At 61.0% G+C, this 15,619-nt stretch carries 14 protein-coding genes; 9 read left to right on the top strand and 5 right to left on the bottom strand.

All coding sequences use genetic code 11. The features are described from left to right. Nucleotides 1–24: 24 nt before the first annotated feature. The gene (locus J1D76_RS12225; protein ID WP_421138565.1) at nt 25–378 is read left to right on the top strand and encodes a DUF1493 family protein; all 354 of its coding nucleotides are present in this window, start codon (nt 25–27) and stop codon (nt 376–378) included. A 96-nt stretch (nt 379–474) separates the two neighbouring features. On the opposite strand, the gene J1D76_RS12220 is transcribed toward J1D76_RS12225, so the two are convergent. The 3 genes from J1D76_RS12220 to J1D76_RS12210 all read right to left on the bottom strand — a co-directional run bounded on the left by J1D76_RS12220 (nt 475) and on the right by J1D76_RS12210 (nt 3,881). Beyond that, nucleotides 475–2,016 carry a phosphoenolpyruvate carboxykinase gene (locus J1D76_RS12220; protein WP_421138564.1) on the bottom strand — a complete coding sequence of 514 codons (1,542 nt, stop codon included), beginning with the start codon at nt 2,014–2,016 and terminating at the stop codon, nt 475–477. Nucleotides 2,017–2,196: 180 nt separating this feature from the next. Further along, on the bottom strand, nt 2,197–3,099 hold the full coding sequence (hslO, locus tag J1D76_RS12215) for an Hsp33 family molecular chaperone HslO (protein WP_421138563.1): 903 nt from the start codon (nt 3,097–3,099) through the stop codon (nt 2,197–2,199). A 377-nt stretch (nt 3,100–3,476) separates the two neighbouring features. Continuing rightward, nucleotides 3,477–3,881: an RNA-binding S4 domain-containing protein gene (locus tag J1D76_RS12210; RefSeq protein WP_421138562.1), complete on the bottom strand. Its 405-nt coding sequence runs from the start codon at nt 3,879–3,881 to the stop codon at nt 3,477–3,479. 234 nt (nt 3,882–4,115) lie between these two features. On the opposite strand from J1D76_RS12210, the gene J1D76_RS12205 reads away from it, so the two are divergent. After that, the gene (locus tag J1D76_RS12205) at nt 4,116–4,577 is read left to right on the top strand and encodes an ATP-dependent zinc protease (RefSeq protein ID WP_421138677.1); all 462 of its coding nucleotides are present in this window, start codon (nt 4,116–4,118) and stop codon (nt 4,575–4,577) included. After that, nucleotides 4,574–5,479 carry a 30S ribosomal protein S6--L-glutamate ligase gene (rimK, locus tag J1D76_RS12200; protein ID WP_007972871.1) on the top strand — a complete coding sequence of 302 codons (906 nt, stop codon included), beginning with the start codon at nt 4,574–4,576 and terminating at the stop codon, nt 5,477–5,479. Before J1D76_RS12205 ends, rimK begins: the two co-directional genes overlap by 4 nt. A 155-nt stretch (nt 5,480–5,634) precedes the next feature. On the opposite strand, the gene J1D76_RS12195 is transcribed toward rimK, so the two are convergent. Further along, nucleotides 5,635–6,948 carry an ATP-binding protein gene (locus J1D76_RS12195; RefSeq protein ID WP_421138561.1) on the bottom strand — a complete coding sequence of 438 codons (1,314 nt, stop codon included), beginning with the start codon at nt 6,946–6,948 and terminating at the stop codon, nt 5,635–5,637. A 115-nt stretch (nt 6,949–7,063) separates the two neighbouring features. Further along, a complete protein-coding gene (ompR, locus tag J1D76_RS12190; RefSeq protein ID WP_007972873.1) occupies nt 7,064–7,804 on the bottom strand; it encodes a two-component system response regulator OmpR in 741 nt (246 codons plus the stop codon). Between the two features lie 361 nt (nt 7,805–8,165). Here ompR and J1D76_RS12185 point away from each other — a divergent pair, with 361 nt between their 5' ends. The 6 genes from J1D76_RS12185 to tauC all read left to right on the top strand — a co-directional run bounded on the left by J1D76_RS12185 (nt 8,166) and on the right by tauC (nt 15,601). After that, nucleotides 8,166–10,490 carry a Tex family protein gene (locus tag J1D76_RS12185; protein WP_421138560.1) on the top strand — a complete coding sequence of 775 codons (2,325 nt, stop codon included), beginning with the start codon at nt 8,166–8,168 and terminating at the stop codon, nt 10,488–10,490. Beyond that, nucleotides 10,490–10,873 carry a PaaI family thioesterase gene (locus tag J1D76_RS12180; RefSeq protein ID WP_421138559.1) on the top strand — a complete coding sequence of 128 codons (384 nt, stop codon included), beginning with the start codon at nt 10,490–10,492 and terminating at the stop codon, nt 10,871–10,873. The genes J1D76_RS12185 and J1D76_RS12180 overlap by 1 nt, the downstream gene beginning before the upstream one ends. Before the next feature lie 315 nt (nt 10,874–11,188). Beyond that, nucleotides 11,189–12,772 (top strand): glutamate--cysteine ligase, encoded by a 1,584-nt coding sequence (gene gshA / locus J1D76_RS12175; RefSeq protein ID WP_421138558.1) that lies wholly within the window; start codon nt 11,189–11,191, stop codon nt 12,770–12,772. Between the two features lie 211 nt (nt 12,773–12,983). Then, nucleotides 12,984–13,961 carry a taurine ABC transporter substrate-binding protein gene (tauA, locus tag J1D76_RS12170; protein ID WP_421138557.1) on the top strand — a complete coding sequence of 326 codons (978 nt, stop codon included), beginning with the start codon at nt 12,984–12,986 and terminating at the stop codon, nt 13,959–13,961. Between the two features lie 15 nt (nt 13,962–13,976). Beyond that, entirely contained in the window at nt 13,977–14,771 is a 795-nt protein-coding gene (tauB, locus tag J1D76_RS12165) for a taurine ABC transporter ATP-binding subunit (RefSeq protein ID WP_421138556.1), read from the top strand. Continuing rightward, entirely contained in the window at nt 14,768–15,601 is an 834-nt protein-coding gene (gene tauC, locus J1D76_RS12160) for a taurine ABC transporter permease TauC (protein ID WP_421138555.1), read from the top strand. The genes tauB and tauC overlap by 4 nt, the downstream gene beginning before the upstream one ends. Nucleotides 15,602–15,619 lie beyond the last annotated feature (18 nt).

Below are 15,619 nucleotides of genomic sequence, written 5' to 3'. Positions count from 1 at the left end.
GCTCCAACATCGGACGCCCCCGTAATGAGCCTCGCCCCCAACCTCCCCGACGATCCCTCCCTACATCTGCTCATCCAGTTGCTACACGAAGAACTCGGATTCCCCGAACGCAAAACCATCAGCCTCAACACCTCGATCAATTTCGACCTGGGCTGCAGCGGCGCCGATGCTCAACACCTGATCGAAACCCTGGAAGACCAATTCGCCATCGATTTCGTGGATTACGACAGTTATCGCTATTTCCAGCCCGACGGCTACGATGTATTTCTCAAGCGCAAAGCCAAGGGTCGCGGCGACAAGGCACCATTGACCATCGGCATGCTCTATCGGGCCATCAAGGCCCAACGCTGGGACACAGATGCGCTCGAAGGCCAGTAACGGCCCGACGCATCCTGACTTGCTCGCGAAAGACTGAGTTTTGCCCACAAAAAAGCCGCCCCGAAGGGCGGCTTTTTCGTTAGCTCAAACCAACACTTACAACTTGGGACCGGCAGCTTTGATCGCGTCGCTCACTTCGAACTTCTTGAAGTTCTCGATGAACAGGCCGGCCAGTGCTTTGGCGGCTTCGTCGTAAGCGGCTTTGTCAGCCCAGGTGTTGCGTGGGTTCAGCAGGCCAGTCTCAACGCCCGGTACGGCCACTGGCACGTCGAGGTTGATGGTGTCCAGGTGCTCGGTCTCGGTACCGATCAGCGCGCCGCTCTGGATCGCTGCGATCACGGCACGGGTGGTCGGGATGTTGAAGCGCTTGCCGACGCCGTAGCCACCGCCGGTCCAGCCGGTGTTGACCAGGTAGACCTTGGAGCCGAAGCCACGGATGCGCTTGATCAGCAGTTCAGCGTATTCGCCAGCCGGACGCGGGAAGAACGGTGCGCCGAAGCAGGTGGAGAAAGTCGACTTGATGCCGCTGCCCGAACCCATTTCAGTCGAACCGACCAAAGCGGTGTAGCCGGACAGGAAGTGGTAGGCCGCTTGCTCTTCGTTGAGGATCGACACAGGTGGCAGCACGCCGGTCAGGTCGCAGGTCAGGAAGATTACCGCGTTAGGCTCGCCACCCAGGTTCTTCTCGGAACGCTTGGCAACGTTTTCCAGCGGGTAAGCGGCGCGGCTGTTCTGGGTCAGGCTGACATCGGCGTAGTCGGCGTGCTTGGCATCGTCGATCACGACGTTTTCCAATACGGCGCCGTGCTTGATGGCTTTCCAGATCACCGGCTCGTTCTTCTCGGACAGGTCGATGCACTTGGCATAGCAACCGCCTTCGATGTTGAACACCACGCCTTCGCCCCAGCCGTGTTCGTCGTCACCGATCAGGTAACGGCTTTCGTCGGCGGACAGGGTGGTCTTGCCAGTGCCGGACAGACCGAAGAACAGGGTCACGTCGCCCTCTTCACCGATGTTGGCAGCGCAGTGCATTGGCAGCACGTCAGCGGCCGGCAGCAGGAAGTTCTGCACCGAGAACATGGCTTTCTTCATTTCACCGGCGTAACGCATGCCGGCGATCAGCACTTTTTTCTGTGCGAAGTTGAGGATCACGCAACCGTCGGAGTTGGTGCCGTCACGCTCAGGCACGCACTCGAAGTTGGCAACGTTGAGCACTTGCCACTCTTCACGGCCAGCCGGGTTGTACTGGGCCGGGTTGATGAACAGGCAACGACCGAACAGGTTCTGCCAGGCAGTCTGGGTGGTCATCTTCACAGCCAGGTAGTGCTCGGAAGCGGCACCTACATGCACGTGGGACACGAAGTGTTCTTGCGCGTTGTTGAATGCCTCAACGCGAGCCCAAAGAGCGTCGAACTTGTCGGCCGGGAACTTGCGATTGATCGGGCCCCAGGCGATGGCGCCTGTGGTGCTCGGCTCATCAACGATGAAACGATCGACTGGCGAACGGCCGGTACGGTGACCGGTACGAACAACCAGTGCGCCGGTATCGGCAAGCTCGCCTTCACCGCGGTTGAGGGCTTCTTTAACCAGATCATCAACACTCAGATCGGTGTACACGGCGTTATTGGCTTGCGTCATGAGGTTCCCCGTCGGCCAGTGGCCGAGTGCTCCAAACGTTTTTGTAGTAGAAAGTCGTGCACTACTACCGCGAAAAAAGTGGCCCGGATTATGCCAGAAAAGGCCAAAAAGAGTAGGCCCCTCCTGTCGTAACGGCGTTAATCCGGCACAAGGCAGTGAATTTACCTGCGCTGAACCGTTTTAGTGGCGGGTATCTGACGGCGTATCGATGCCCGCTCCGGCGAATAATTGGGTGACATCCGCGGCATCGAACAGGTAGCGCTGGTTGCAAAACTGGCAATCGATCTCGATGTTGCCGCCGTGTTCGACCACCAATTGTTGCGCGTCTTCCTGACCCAGGCTGACCAGGGCGTTGGCTGAACGTTCGCGCGAGCAACTGCAACGGAAGCGCAATTTCTGCACATCGAACAGGCGCACCTGCTCATCGTGGTACAGGCGATGCAGCACGGTTTCGTTGTCCAGGCTCAGCAACTCGTCGGCGGTCAGCGTGCTGCCCAGGGTGGTGATGTGCTGCCAGCTGGCGGCGCGTTCGTCTTCGTCCTTCAAGCGGTCGGCCGGCAGTTGTTGCAGCAACAGGCCACGGGCCCGACGGCCGTCGGCGTACAGCCAGAAACGCGTGCCGACTTGTTGGGACATGACGAAATAGTTGGTGAAGCACTCGGACAAGGTCGCGCCGTCGAGGTCGACGATGCCTTGGTAGCGCTGGCCCTGTTTCGGGTCGATGGTCAGCGCCAGCACGCCATCGGGCATCAGGTCGGCCAGGGTCGCGTCAGGTGCGATGCGATCCGCTTCGTAGCGGGCCAGGCCACGGATGTCACGCTCGCTGGAGCACTCGATCATCAGCAGCGGGATCGGGCCTTCGGAACGGGCCTGCAGAATCAGCAGGCCGTCGAACTTCATGGTGCCGACCAGCAATGAAGCGGCCGCCATCAGCTCGCCGAGCAGTTGCGCGACCGGCTGCGGGTAGGCGTGCTTGGCCAGGACTTCGGCGTAGCTGAGCTCCAACGAGACCAGCTCGCCACGGGTGTCGCTGTCATCGAAGATGAAGCGTTGGGTGAAGTCGTTATCCGCTAGGTCGGTCATAGGTCTGGGTATCTGAAGTAGTGAAAAAGATGACAGGAACAGGAAATTTGCCTTGCGGCCACCCTCAGGTGCGAAATGTTCAGCCATGAAAGGCATTTTAAGAACAATCCGGGCCCGATCCAAGCCGGCGGCTCAAGCGCTGGCGGGGTCGGGCGTTTCCCGTTCTGCACGGCCGGCACTGTGGTTATGGCCTACAGGCCAGGGGCTGTGTGCGATTTTCGACGAGTGGCAATATGCTTGCGATGGGCCGTTTGCGTTACGCAGATATGGGTGCGCGCATGGGTAAATGCAAGTGTTCTTGTAATTTGGCGAGTGCTGCGCACTCGATCGCGGGCAAGCCACGCTCCCACCGGAACGTGCTCACCCCAGGGCCCGGCCTACTCGTTGCTGCTGCCGCGAAACTTGAACAGGTCCCGCCGCTGCTTCTTGCTCGGCTTGCCATCGGTACTCACGCCCAGGGCGCCGGCCTTTCTCTGCGCCGCCGCATTTTCGCGCTTGGCGATGCTGGCTTCGGTCTCGGCGTACAACGTCTGCGCTTCTGGCGCGCCACGGCGGACAATCGACAACGCCTGGACGACCACGGTGCGCTCATCGAAACCGGTGCGGATGACGAACTCATCGCCAATGCGTGGCTCCTTGCCCGGTTTGCAGCGCTCGCCCCGGTGATGCACCTTGCCGCTTTCAATCGCGGCCTTGGCCAAGGCGCGGGTTTTGTAAAAACGGGCAGCCCACAACCATTTATCGAGGCGGACTTTGTCGTCCTCTTCGTTTTTTTGTGCCATGGAATTTCCTCAATCTGAAATATTGGTGAACTGTACTACCGTTTCAGTCGTACCAAGAATTTCGCCGGTCCGGATTACAATGCTCACACGCCAGAGCCTCCCCGAGGCGCTGGAAATCCGGGCCGTAGATATCTGTCGCCTTTTAATCATTATTCTGCGTGAATACCGCGAATCCGGCCGCGTGCGGCCAGAGCGGTTTCTACCGGTTGAGCACTTTTGAAGACATTTGACCATTTGACCGTTGTCGGTCTGCGCGAGTGGGTGGCGCTCCCGGATTTGGGAGTCGCGGGCCTTCGGGCAAAAATCGACACCGGCGCCAGTACCTCCAGCCTGCATGCCACCGACATCGAGCCCTTCGAGCGCGACGGTGAGCAGTGGGTGCGTTTCACCGCCCACCTGGGTTCCGTCGTACAACTGCGTCACCGGCGCTGCGAAGCCCCGATGGTGACGATGAAAACCATTAAAAGCTCTAACGGTCACGCGCAGGTGCGATACGTGATCAGCACCACCCTGGCCCTCGGTGATCGGGTCTGGCGGGTCGAGTTCACGCTCGCCTGCCGCAAATCCATGCGTTATCGCCTGCTGCTCGGCTCCAAAGCCCTGATCGACGGCCAGTTGGTGGTCAATCCGGGCATTAAATATGTACAAGACAAGCCGGTGTTCCCGGTATCTACCTCCTCCACAGGTGTTGCATGAAGATCGCTGTGCTGTCGCGGAACCCGCGTCTGTATTCCACCCGCCGTCTGGTCGAAGCCGGTACCGAACGTGGTCATGAAATGGTGGTGGTCGATACTCTGCGCGCCTACATGAACATCGCCAGCCACAAGCCGCAGATCCACTACCGCGGCAAACCGCTGGAGGGTTTCGACGCGGTGATTCCAAGGATCGGTGCATCCGTGACGTTCTATGGCTGCGCGGTGCTGCGCCAATTCGAAATGATGGGGGTGTTTCCGCTCAATGAATCGGTGGCCATTGCCCGCTCCCGGGACAAGCTGCGTTCGCTGCAATTGCTGTCCCGTCGCGGGATCGGCTTGCCGGTGACCGGGTTTGCCCACTCCCCCGATGACATCCCCGACCTGATCGAAATGGTCAACGGCGCGCCGCTGGTGATCAAGGTGCTGGAAGGCACCCAGGGCATCGGCGTGGTGCTGTGCGAAACCGCGACGGCGGCGGAATCGGTGATCGAGGCGTTCATGGGCCTCAAGCAGAACATCATGGTCCAGGAATACATCAAGGAAGCCGGGGGCGCGGACATTCGCTGCTTCGTCGTGGGTGACAAGGTGATTGCGGCGATGAAGCGCCAGGCCAAACCTGGCGAATTTCGTTCCAACCTGCATCGCGGTGGTAGCGCGAGCCTGATCAAGATCACGCCAGAGGAGCGCATGACCGCGCTGCGGGCGGCGAAGGTCATGGGGCTGGCGGTGGCGGGCGTTGATATCCTGCGATCCAACCATGGGCCGCTGGTGATGGAAGTGAACTCGTCGCCGGGGCTGGAGGGGATTGAGACCACCACCGGGAAGAATGTGGCGGGGATCATCATCGAGCATCTGGAGAAGAATGGCGGGCCGAATATGACGCGGACCAAGGGCAAGGGTTAATCCTGGATTTTGGGGCGGCCAGGAGGCTGCCTTCGCTGGCAAGCCAGCTCCTACAGTGATCTTCAGTGAACACTATTTTTGTGTACAGCCGAAAACCCTGTGGGAGCTGGCTTGCCAGCGAAGGGGCCATCAGCCCGCTGAAAAAATCTGCTTTTTCAAACCGCATCGCGCGGCAACATCAACCCCAACGGCAACCTCACCCGCGCTTCCAGCCCACCGCCCGAGCGGTTGCGAAGCTCGACATTGCCGCCATGCATCGAAGCAATCCGCTTGACGATCGCCAACCCCAACCCGGTGCCCTTGCCGCCACGGGCGCGGTCGCCACGGGTGAACGGGTTGAAGATCGCTTCCAGCTCCGAGGGATCAATACCCGCACCACGGTCCATGACGCTCAGCACCACATACGGCGCCGCGGTGTCACCGGACACATACGCTGCCACCTCCACGCCATTGCCAGCATGATGCAGCGCGTTGCCGATCAGGTTATTCAGCAAACGCTTCATCGATACCCGACGCAATGGAAACGGCTGGATAGGCTCCAGGCGCAATCGCACTTTTTCTTCGGTCTGGTTATACGGCGCTGCCACTTCGCGCACCAGGTCGCTCAGGTCGACTTCTTCCACCGACTCATCACGCCCGTCGCGAATGAACGCCAGGAACTGGTCGAGAATCGCGTCCATGTCTTCAATGTCACGCACCATGTCGTTGGTCAGGTCGGTGCGATCACCCATCAGTTCCAGCGACAGGCGCAGGCGGGTCAACGGTGTACGCAGGTCGTGCGACACCCCGGCCAGCATCAGCTCACGCTCGCGACCGGCCTGCTCGACGTCTTCGGCCATCTGATTGAAGGCGCGATAAACCTCAGTCATTTCACTCGGCGTATCGCTGATTGGCAGACGCACACTGCGGCCCTGGCCAAGTTGCCGTGCGGCATACACCAGGCGCTTTAGCGGTTGGTTGAGCTGGCTGACGAAGATCCAGGCCGACGCCGTGGACAGCAAGCCGATGGCGAGGAACCAGCCCAGCACGTTCCAGATTTTCTGGCCGCGCAACGGATGGGGGTACAGCGGAACCTTCAGCCAGCCATCGCCCAGGCTTGGCGCACGGACCCACAGCGCCGGTGGCGAATGCATGCGTAACCGGACTTCAGTGTCGGCACCCAGCTCCGCCTGCATCTGCCGTTGGTAGATCTCGCTGTAGGGCCAGTGCTGTTCGCCTTCCGGCACGCCGGCACCGACCACCCGGATCAGGGTCGCAGCCTCGGCGATCTTGCCGCGGTTTTCTTCATCGGCCGCCCAATAGGCGCGCAGCGTCAGGGCGACGCCGTGGCTGTACTGGCGGTCCACCAGCACGTCTTCGTTCATCAGCAGGTAAACGAGGGTCAGTGCCTTGGAGAAGAGTACGACGATGAGCACCAGCCAAAGGGTGCGGGAGAAAAAGCTCTGGGGGAACCAAACGGGGGTTTTCATGGATAACCGTTACACACTTGCAGGAGCGAGCGATGCTCGCATATTGCGGATCGCGAGTCTGCGCACAGGATCGATTGATCGGCTGCCCGCAAGACCCGCTCCTACAAATCGCCCATCACTTGGTGGCGGTACCGTCCGGTACAAACACGTAACCCACGCCCCAGACAGTCTGGATGTAACGCGGTTTGGACGGATCGGGTTCGATCATCCGGCGCAGACGGGAGATCTGCACATCGATGGAGCGCTCCAGGGCATCCCACTCGCGGCCACGGGCCAGATTCATCAGCTTGTCGCGGGTCAGCGGTTGACGCGCGTTCATCACCAGCGCCTTGAGCACCGCGAACTCACCGGTGGTGAGCATGTGCACTTCTTCGCCGCGCTTGAGTTCGCGGGTGGCCAGGGACAACTCGTAGTCACCGAAGGTCACGCTTTCGTCTTCGCTGCCCGGCGCGCCCGGCACCGGTGCCGACTGTCGACGCAGGACCGCTTTGACACGGGCCATCAGCTCATCGGGGTTGAACGGCTTGGCCAGGTAATCGTCCGCGCCCAGTTCCAGGCCCTTGATACGGCTCAGCTCGTCGCCCTTGGCGGTGAGCATGATGATCGGAATCTGGTTGTTCGCGTTGCGCAGGCGGCGGCAGGCGGTCAGGCCGTCTTCGCCGGGCAACATCAGGTCGAGGACGACCAGGTTGAACACTTCGCGCGCCAGCAGGCGATCCATTTGCTCAGTGTTCGGTACGGCACGGGCGCGGTAGCCCTTGCTGACGAAAAAGCGTTCCAGCAGGCTGCTGAGCCCCGGATCGTCGTCAACGATAAGAATTTTTTCGCCTTCAGCAGTTTGTGCAGTGCTGCTCATTGGATGCTCCTTTGATCTCGGCGCGCATTATGGCGTAGCTGCCGTTATACGCACCGTGTGCATTGTTAGCAGATTTTTCCTTTAGTGCCAGAAAACCAGCCATTGCACCGGTAATCCACGATGCCCCCGAATGCCGTAACGCTGGTTATAATGCGCGGCCTTTTGTGTCAGGCAACGTCAGACAGGTACTACAGAGCGACGCGATTTATTTTTATGGCGTCAGCAGTAATTGTTCGATTTCACGGGTCAACGCATTGCCTATTGACCCAGGCAGCGGCGCTGGCCAGGCCGCTCAACCAGACTCGCCAAGGCCCTATTCATGCGCCTGCGAGCCTGCTTTCACAATTTGTCAGGTGGTTTTATGGACAGCATCAACAGCCGCATCGCCGAGGAACTCGGTGTACGCCCACAACAGGTCGAAGCGGCCGTCGCGCTACTCGATGAAGGCTCTACCGTTCCTTTCATCGCCCGTTACCGGAAAGAAGTGACCGGCAGCCTCGACGATACGCAATTGCGTCATCTGGAAGAGCGCCTGCGCTACCTGCGAGAACTCGACGAACGGCGCATCAGCATCCTTGCCAGCATCGAAGAGCAAGGCAAGATGACGCCGCAACTGGAACGCGACATCAAGCTCGCCGACACCAAGACCCGCCTCGAAGACTTGTACCTGCCGTACAAGCAAAAGCGCCGCACCAAGGGCCAGATCGCCCTGGAAGCCGGCCTCGGTGAACTGGCTGACGGCCTGTTCAACGACCCGTCCCTGAGCCCGGACACCGAAGCCGCACGCTTCATCGACGCACAAAAAGGCGTGGCCGATGTGAAGGCGGCCCTCGAAGGCGCCAAGTACATCCTGATGGAGCGCTTCGCCGAACACGCCGGCCTGCTCGACAAGCTGCGCAACTACCTCAAACAGGAAGCCACCCTCAGTGCCCGCGTAATCGCCGGCAAGGAAGAGGAAGGCGCCAAGTTCCGCGACTATTTCGAACACGACGAACCGCTGAAAAGCATGCCATCGCACCGCGCGCTGGCAATTTTCCGTGGCCGCAACGAAGGCATCCTCAGCTCCGCACTCAAAGTCGGCGACGAGCTGCCGGGCAGCATGCACCCGTGTGAAGGCATGATCGGCCAACAGTTCGGCATTCAGAACCAGAACCGCGCCGCCGACAAATGGCTGGGCGAAGTGGTGCGCTGGACCTGGAAGGTCAAACTCTACACCCACCTGGAAACCGATTTGCTGGGCGAACTGCGCGATGGCGCGGAAACCGAAGCGATCAACGTGTTCGCCCACAACCTGCACGACTTGCTGCTGTCGGCGCCGGCCGGCCCGCGTGCCACCCTGGGCCTTGACCCTGGCCTGCGCACCGGTTGCAAGGTCGCGGTGGTTGACGCCACCGGCAAGCTGCTCGATCACGCCACCGTTTACCCGCACGTACCGCACAACAAGTGGGACCAGACCCTCGCCGTGCTCGCCGCCCTGTGCGCCAAGCATTCGGTGGACCTGATCGCCATCGGCAACGGCACCGCCAGCCGCGAGACTGACAAACTGGCCGCTGAACTGATCAAGAAATACCCAGCCATGAAGATGACCAAGGTCATGGTATCCGAGGCCGGCGCATCGGTTTACTCGGCGTCGGAACTGGCGTCCAAGGAATTCCCGGACCTCGACGTGTCAATCCGTGGCGCGGTATCGATTGCCCGTCGCCTGCAAGACCCGTTGGCGGAACTGGTGAAGATCGATCCGAAATCCATCGGCGTCGGCCAGTACCAGCACGACGTGTCGCAGCTGAAACTGGCCCGTGGCCTGGATGCCGTGGTCGAGGACTGCGTGAACGCCGTGGGCGTCGACGTGAACACCGCTTCGGTGGCACTGTTGGCACGGATCTCCGGCCTCAACGCGACCCTGGCGCAAAACATCGTCAGCCACCGCGACGAGCACGGCGCGTTCAAGACCCGCGCTGCGTTGAAGAAAGTCCCGCGCCTGGGCGAAAAGACCTTCGAACAAGCCGCCGGCTTCCTGCGCGTAATGAACGGCGACAACCCGCTGGACGCCTCCGCGGTGCACCCGGAAGCCTATCCGCTGGTGCAGCGTATCGCCGCCGAAACTGATCGCGACATTCGCTCCCTGATCGGCGACAGCGGTTTTCTCAAGCGCCTTGATCCGAAGAAGTTCACCGACGAAACCTTCGGTCTGCCGACCGTCACTGACATTCTCCAGGAACTGGACAAGCCCGGCCGTGACCCGCGTCCCGAGTTCAAGACCGCCGAGTTCCAGGAAGGCGTCGAAGACCTCAAGGACCTGCAACTGGGCATGATCCTCGAAGGCGTGGTGACCAACGTGACCAACTTCGGTGCCTTCGTCGACATCGGCGTGCATCAGGACGGTTTGGTGCACATCTCTGCGCTTTCGGAGAAGTTCATCAAGGATCCGCGCGAAGCGGTGAAGGCCGGTGACGTGGTGAAGGTCAAGGTCATGGAAGTCGATATCCCGCGCAAACGTGTCGGCCTGTCGATGCGCATGAGCGACACCCCGGGCGAGAAAATCGATGGTGCACGCGGCGCACGTCCGGGGTCGGCGCCACGCCAATCCCAGAACACCGCACCGCGCAAGGAAACCACGGCAGCAGCACCGAGCAACAACGCCATGGCGTCGTTGTTTGCCAACGCCAAGCAGTTGAAGAAACGCTGATGGACATCCCTGCCGGTTACACCGAAAGCGCCTTTTTCAAGCTGCTGGGGTGTCGCTTGCACAGCCTGGAAACGGGGGTGGCGCAAGTCGCCCTGGGGCTGGAGCCGCCTCTGCGCAATCGCGCCGAAAAGATGCACGGCGGGGCCTTGTTCAGCCTGGTGGACATTGCCATGGGGCTGGCCTGCTCCAGCACCCACGGCTTTGACCAGCAGAGTGCGACCATCGAATGCAAGATCAACTACATCCGCGCCGTCGCTGACGGCGAGGTGATGTGCACGGCGCGGGTTATCCACCCGGGCCGGCGCACCCTGGTGGTTGAAGCCGATGTGATGCAGGGCGACAAACTGGTCGCAAAAGCTCAAGGCACGTTCGCGGTGCTGTAGCGAGATGTCATCGATTTGAGTTAATTTCGACGCCATGAAACCCTGTGGGATCCAGTTTGTGGCGAGGGGGCTTGCCCCCGTTTGAGTGCGTAGCACTCACAAAATCCTGGTCCATGAGATTTTGGGGCTGCTTCGCAGCCCAACGGGGGCAAGCCCCCTCGCCACAGACTGGCTCCAACGGGGAATGCTGCAATCAGTGATTGACCGATTCAGTGCGGCATAAAAACCAGGCGAAAACGCCAGTTTTAACTTCACCCTTGTAGACCGTCTTGCCCACCCCCATATTGGGGCGACTGACGCGTGAAGGAATCCAACTTGAGCGAACTTCTCAACCGCCGCCTGGCTCTGCTCGGCGAGCGCGCTAACCTCTCTCTGCTCGAACAGTGCCTTCACGGCATCGAACGTGAATGCCTGCGCGTGACCGGCGAAGGTCGCCTGGCGCAAACGCCGCACCCGGAAGAATTGGGTTCCGCGCTGACCAACGAACAGATCACCACCGACTACTCCGAGTCGCTGCTGGAGTTCATCACTCCAGCCCTGCCCGACCCGGCGGACACGCTGGCGAGCCTGGACAGCATTCACCGCTTTGCCTACAGCAAGCTCGGCAACGAGTACCTGTGGAGTCCATCGATGCCGTGCCCGTTGCCGGCCGAGGAAGACATCCCGATTGCCTACTACGGCACGTCCAACATCGGGCAGCTCAAGTACGTCTATCGCAAGGGCCTGGCCCTGCGTTACGGCAAGACCATGCAATGCATTGCCGGCATCCACTACAACTTTTCCCTGCCGGAAAAGCTCTGGCCACTGCTCCGGCAGGCCGAGGGTTTTGTCGGCACCGACCGCGATTTCCAGTCGTCGTCCTATATCGCGCTGATCCGCAATTTCCGCCGCTACAGCTGGCTGCTGATGTACCTGTTCGGGGCATCGCCGGCGCTGGACGCCGGGTTCCTGCGTGGTCGTTCGCACCAGTTGGAACAACTGGACCCGCACACCCTGTACCTGCCGTACGCCACCAGCCTGCGCATGAGCGACCTGGGTTACCAGAGCAATGCCCAGGCCGGCCTGACACCGTGCTACAACGACTTGGCCAGCTATACCGACAGCCTGCGCAAAGCGGTGGCCACGCCGTACGCACCGTACGTTGAAGTCGGCACGCACAAGGATGGCGAGTGGGTTCAGCTCAACACCAACATCCTGCAGATCGAAAACGAGTACTACTCCAACATCCGCCCGAAACGCGTGACCTACACCGGCGAGCGGCCGATCCAGGCGTTGGTGGCCCGGGGCATCCAGTACGTCGAAGTGCGTTGCCTGGACATCAACCCGTTCCTGCCGATGGGCATCGACCTCACCGAGTCGCGCTTCCTCGACGCGTTCCTGCTGTATTGCGCGCTCAACGACAGCCCGCTGCTGACCAACACCAGTTGCGGCAACGCGACCTCGAACTTCCTCAGCGTGGTCAAGGAAGGTCGTCGTCCGGGCCTGCAATTACAGCGTGACGGTCAACCGGTTACCCTGAAGGAATGGGCCGGCGAGCTTTTGGAGAACATTGCGCCCCTGGCGGCGATGCTCGATCAGAGCCATGGCGGTGATGCTCACAGCAAAGCGCTGGACGCCCAGATGAAAAAGGTTCAGGACCCGTCCCTGACGCCCTCGGCCCAGGTGCTGGCGGCGATGGCCGAACACAAGGAGAGCTTTGCCCAGTTCTCCCTGCGCCAGAGCCAGGCCCATGCCGAGTTCTTCCGCAGCGAGCCATTGCCCGCTGAGGAACAGGCGAAGTTTGAAGAGCGTGCACGTTCGTCGCTGGCTCAGCAGGCTGAGCTTGAGCAGAACGAAGTCGGTGATTTCGATGTGTTCGTCGGTGCCTACCAGGCGAGCATCCTGGCGATCAGCAACTAGTCACCACCTGTAGGAGCTGGCTTGCCAGCGAAAGCGGTGCACCTGTCACACCGCATCGCCCGGTTCCCCGGCAAGCCGGCTCCTACAAAGAACTGACAGAGTATTTTTCCTCTCATAAGCTAATTCGAAAAAGTTATTTATTTTCTAATTCTTAGATCATTTAGTCTCTTTCTCATGCCGACACTCGGTCGCCTGACAAGGAGCTTTTCTGATGAAACTGACTTTCCCCCTTCGCTTGCTGGCGGCCGCTACGTTGGCTACCGCGAGCTTTTTTGCCCAGGCGGCCGACCTCACCGTCGCCTACCAGACCACCGTTGACCCGGCGAAAGTCGCCCAGGCCGACGGCGCCTACGAAAAAGCCACCAAGGCCGATATCAGCTGGCGCAAGTTCGACAACGGTGCCGACGTCATTGCCGCCATCGCTTCCGGCGACGTGCAGATCGGCTACCTCGGTTCGAGCCCGCTGACCGCCGCGATCACCCGCAAAGTCCCGGTTGAAACTTTCCTCATCGCCACCCAGATCGGCGCCGCCGAAGCCCTGGTCGTGCGCGACGGTTCCGGGATCAAGACCCCGCAAGACCTGATCGGCAAAAAAATCGCCGTGCCGTTCGTATCCACCGGCCACTACAGCCTGCTCGCCGCACTGAAGCACTGGAAGATCGACCCGTCGAAAGTCACCGTGCTCAACCTCGCGCCACCGGCAATCATTGCTGCCTGGAAACGCGGTGACATCGACGCCACTTACGTTTGGGACCCGGCCCTGGGTGTCGCCAAGGAAAATGGCAAAGTGCTGATCACCTCCGGTGAACTGGCCAAGTTCGGCGCGCCGACCTTCGATGCCTGGATCGTGCGCAAGGATTTCGCCGAGAAGCACCCGGAAATCGTCACCGCGTTCGCCAAAGTGACTCTCGATGCCTACGCCGAATACCGCAAAGACCCACAAGCGTGGCTGGCCAACCAGGGCAACGTCGACAAGCTGGTGAAGCTGTCTGGCGCCAAGGCCTCCGACATTCCATTGCTGCTGCAAGGCAACGTCTACCCGCTGGCCGCTGACCAGGTGATCACCCTCGGCGCACCGACCACCAAAGCCATCACCGACACCGCCGCCTTCCTCAAGGAACAAGGCAAGGTCGAGGCGGTACTGCCGGACTACGCGCCGTACGTCAGCGCCAAGTTCATCACCAACTGATCGGGAGTCAACGCGATGGCCTTGCTACAGCTGGAGCGCATCAGCGCACAGTACCCCGGCAACCCGGAACCGGTGTTGTCGGATATCTCCCTGAGCCTGGGGCCCCGGCAGTTGCTGGTTGCCCTCGGCCCGTCCGGCAGTGGCAAGACTTCGCTGTTGAACCTGATTGCCGGTTTCGTCGAACCCAGCGTCGGGCGCATCACCCTCGACGGCGTGCCGGTCAAAGGCCCGAGTGCCGAACGCGGCGTGGTGTTCCAGGACGACGCACTGTTGCCATGGCAAGACGTGCTGGCCAACGTTGCCTTCGGCCTTGAGCTGGCCGGCATTGCCCGGGACAAACGCGAGGCTCGTGCCCGGGAGATGCTCGCCCTGGTCGACCTTTGCGGTTTTGAACAACGGCGCATCTGGCAACTGTCCGGTGGCCAGAAGCAGCGTGTCGGCCTGGCCCGCGCCCTCGCCGCCGACCCGCGCGTGTTGCTGATGGACGAGCCTTTTGGCGCCCTCGATGCCTTCACCCGCGAGCAAATGCAGGAACTGTTGCTGCAAGTCTGGCAACGCACCGCCAAACCGGTGTTCCTGATTACCCACGACATTGAAGAAGCCGTGTTCCTTGCCACCGACCTGATTCTGCTGGCGCCGAACCCGGGGCAGATCGTCGAGCGTCTGAGCCTCGACTTCGGCCAGCGTTATGCCGCCGGTGAGTCGGCCCGCTCGATCAAATCCGACCCGCGTTTTATTGAAACCCGCGAACACGTCCTCGCCAAAGTGTTCTCCCAACGCAGCGCCGCCCAGCGCCAGGAGCGCGCATGAGCAGTTACCAGGTTCCCGTGGCTGCGATAACGCCAGCCTCGACCGTAACGGCGGTACGCCGCCGCTTGAGCACGCGCTGGATCAGTCTACTGACGCTGGCCGCGCTCGTTGTTGTCTGGTGGGCCGTGACGGCGACCGGTTTGATCGAGCCGCTGTTCTTGCCGCCACCCTGCGCCGTGCTGCAAAAAGGCTGGCTGCTGGCGACCTCGGGCTACATGGACTCAACCCTGTGGCAGCACCTCGGTGCCAGCCTGAGCCGAATTGGCCTGGGCCTCGGTTTTGCAATTCTCACGGCCGTGCCGGTAGGCATCGCCATCGGTGCCAACCGCATTGCCCGTGGCGTGCTCGACCCGCTGATTGAGTTCTACCGACCGATTCCGCCGCTGGCTTATCTGCCGCTGATCGTGATCTGGTGCGGCATCGGTGAGTTGTCGAAAGTGCTGCTGATCTACCTGGCGATCTTCGCCCCGATTGCCATCGCCACCGCCACCGGTGTGCGCACGGTCGACCCGGCCAAATTGCGCGCAGCTCAATCGTTGGGTGCCTCCCGGGCGCAGTTGATTCGCCATGTGATTTTGCCGAGTGCCCTGCCGGACATCCTGACTGGGGTGCGCATTGGCCTGGGTGTGGGTTGGTCGACGCTGGTCGCCGCCGAACTGATTGCCGCCACCAGTGGACTGGGCTTCATGGTGCAATCGGCAGCGCAATTCCTGGTCACCGATGTGGTGGTACTGGGGATTCTGGTGATCGCGCTGATCGCCTTTGCCATGGAAATGGGCCTGCGCGCCCTGCAACGCAAACTGGTGCCATGGCACGGCCAGGCCCACTGAATATTGAACACCCCTGTA

Origin of the sequence: Pseudomonas sp. NFX15 (assembly GCF_049132105.1) — a bacterium.
Taxonomy (GTDB): Bacteria; Pseudomonadota; Gammaproteobacteria; order Pseudomonadales; family Pseudomonadaceae; genus Aquipseudomonas.
The sequence above is the reverse complement of the archived record's forward strand: the minus strand, read 5'-3'. Positions and strand labels throughout refer to the sequence as shown.

Excerpts from the sequence above, each read along its gene's own strand:
- J1D76_RS12195 (WP_421138561.1), bottom strand. The coding sequence starts at position 6,948 with ATGAAAACCCCCGTTTGGTTCCCCCAGAGCTTTTTCTCCCGCACCCTT.
- J1D76_RS12180 (WP_421138559.1), top strand. The coding sequence starts at position 10,490 with ATGGACATCCCTGCCGGTTACACCGAAAGCGCCTTTTTCAAGCTGCTG.
- tauA (WP_421138557.1), top strand. The coding sequence starts at position 12,984 with ATGAAACTGACTTTCCCCCTTCGCTTGCTGGCGGCCGCTACGTTGGCT.
- J1D76_RS12220 (WP_421138564.1), bottom strand. The coding sequence starts at position 2,016 with ATGACGCAAGCCAATAACGCCGTGTACACCGATCTGAGTGTTGATGAT.
- rimK (WP_007972871.1), top strand. The coding sequence starts at position 4,574 with ATGAAGATCGCTGTGCTGTCGCGGAACCCGCGTCTGTATTCCACCCGC.
- J1D76_RS12210 (WP_421138562.1), bottom strand. The coding sequence starts at position 3,881 with ATGGCACAAAAAAACGAAGAGGACGACAAAGTCCGCCTCGATAAATGG.
- J1D76_RS12185 (WP_421138560.1), top strand. The coding sequence starts at position 8,166 with ATGGACAGCATCAACAGCCGCATCGCCGAGGAACTCGGTGTACGCCCA.
- ompR (WP_007972873.1), bottom strand. The coding sequence starts at position 7,804 with ATGAGCAGCACTGCACAAACTGCTGAAGGCGAAAAAATTCTTATCGTT.
- hslO (WP_421138563.1), bottom strand. The coding sequence starts at position 3,099 with ATGACCGACCTAGCGGATAACGACTTCACCCAACGCTTCATCTTCGAT.
- J1D76_RS12225 (WP_421138565.1), top strand. The coding sequence starts at position 25 with ATGAGCCTCGCCCCCAACCTCCCCGACGATCCCTCCCTACATCTGCTC.
- tauB (WP_421138556.1), top strand. The coding sequence starts at position 13,977 with ATGGCCTTGCTACAGCTGGAGCGCATCAGCGCACAGTACCCCGGCAAC.
- tauC (WP_421138555.1), top strand. The coding sequence starts at position 14,768 with ATGAGCAGTTACCAGGTTCCCGTGGCTGCGATAACGCCAGCCTCGACC.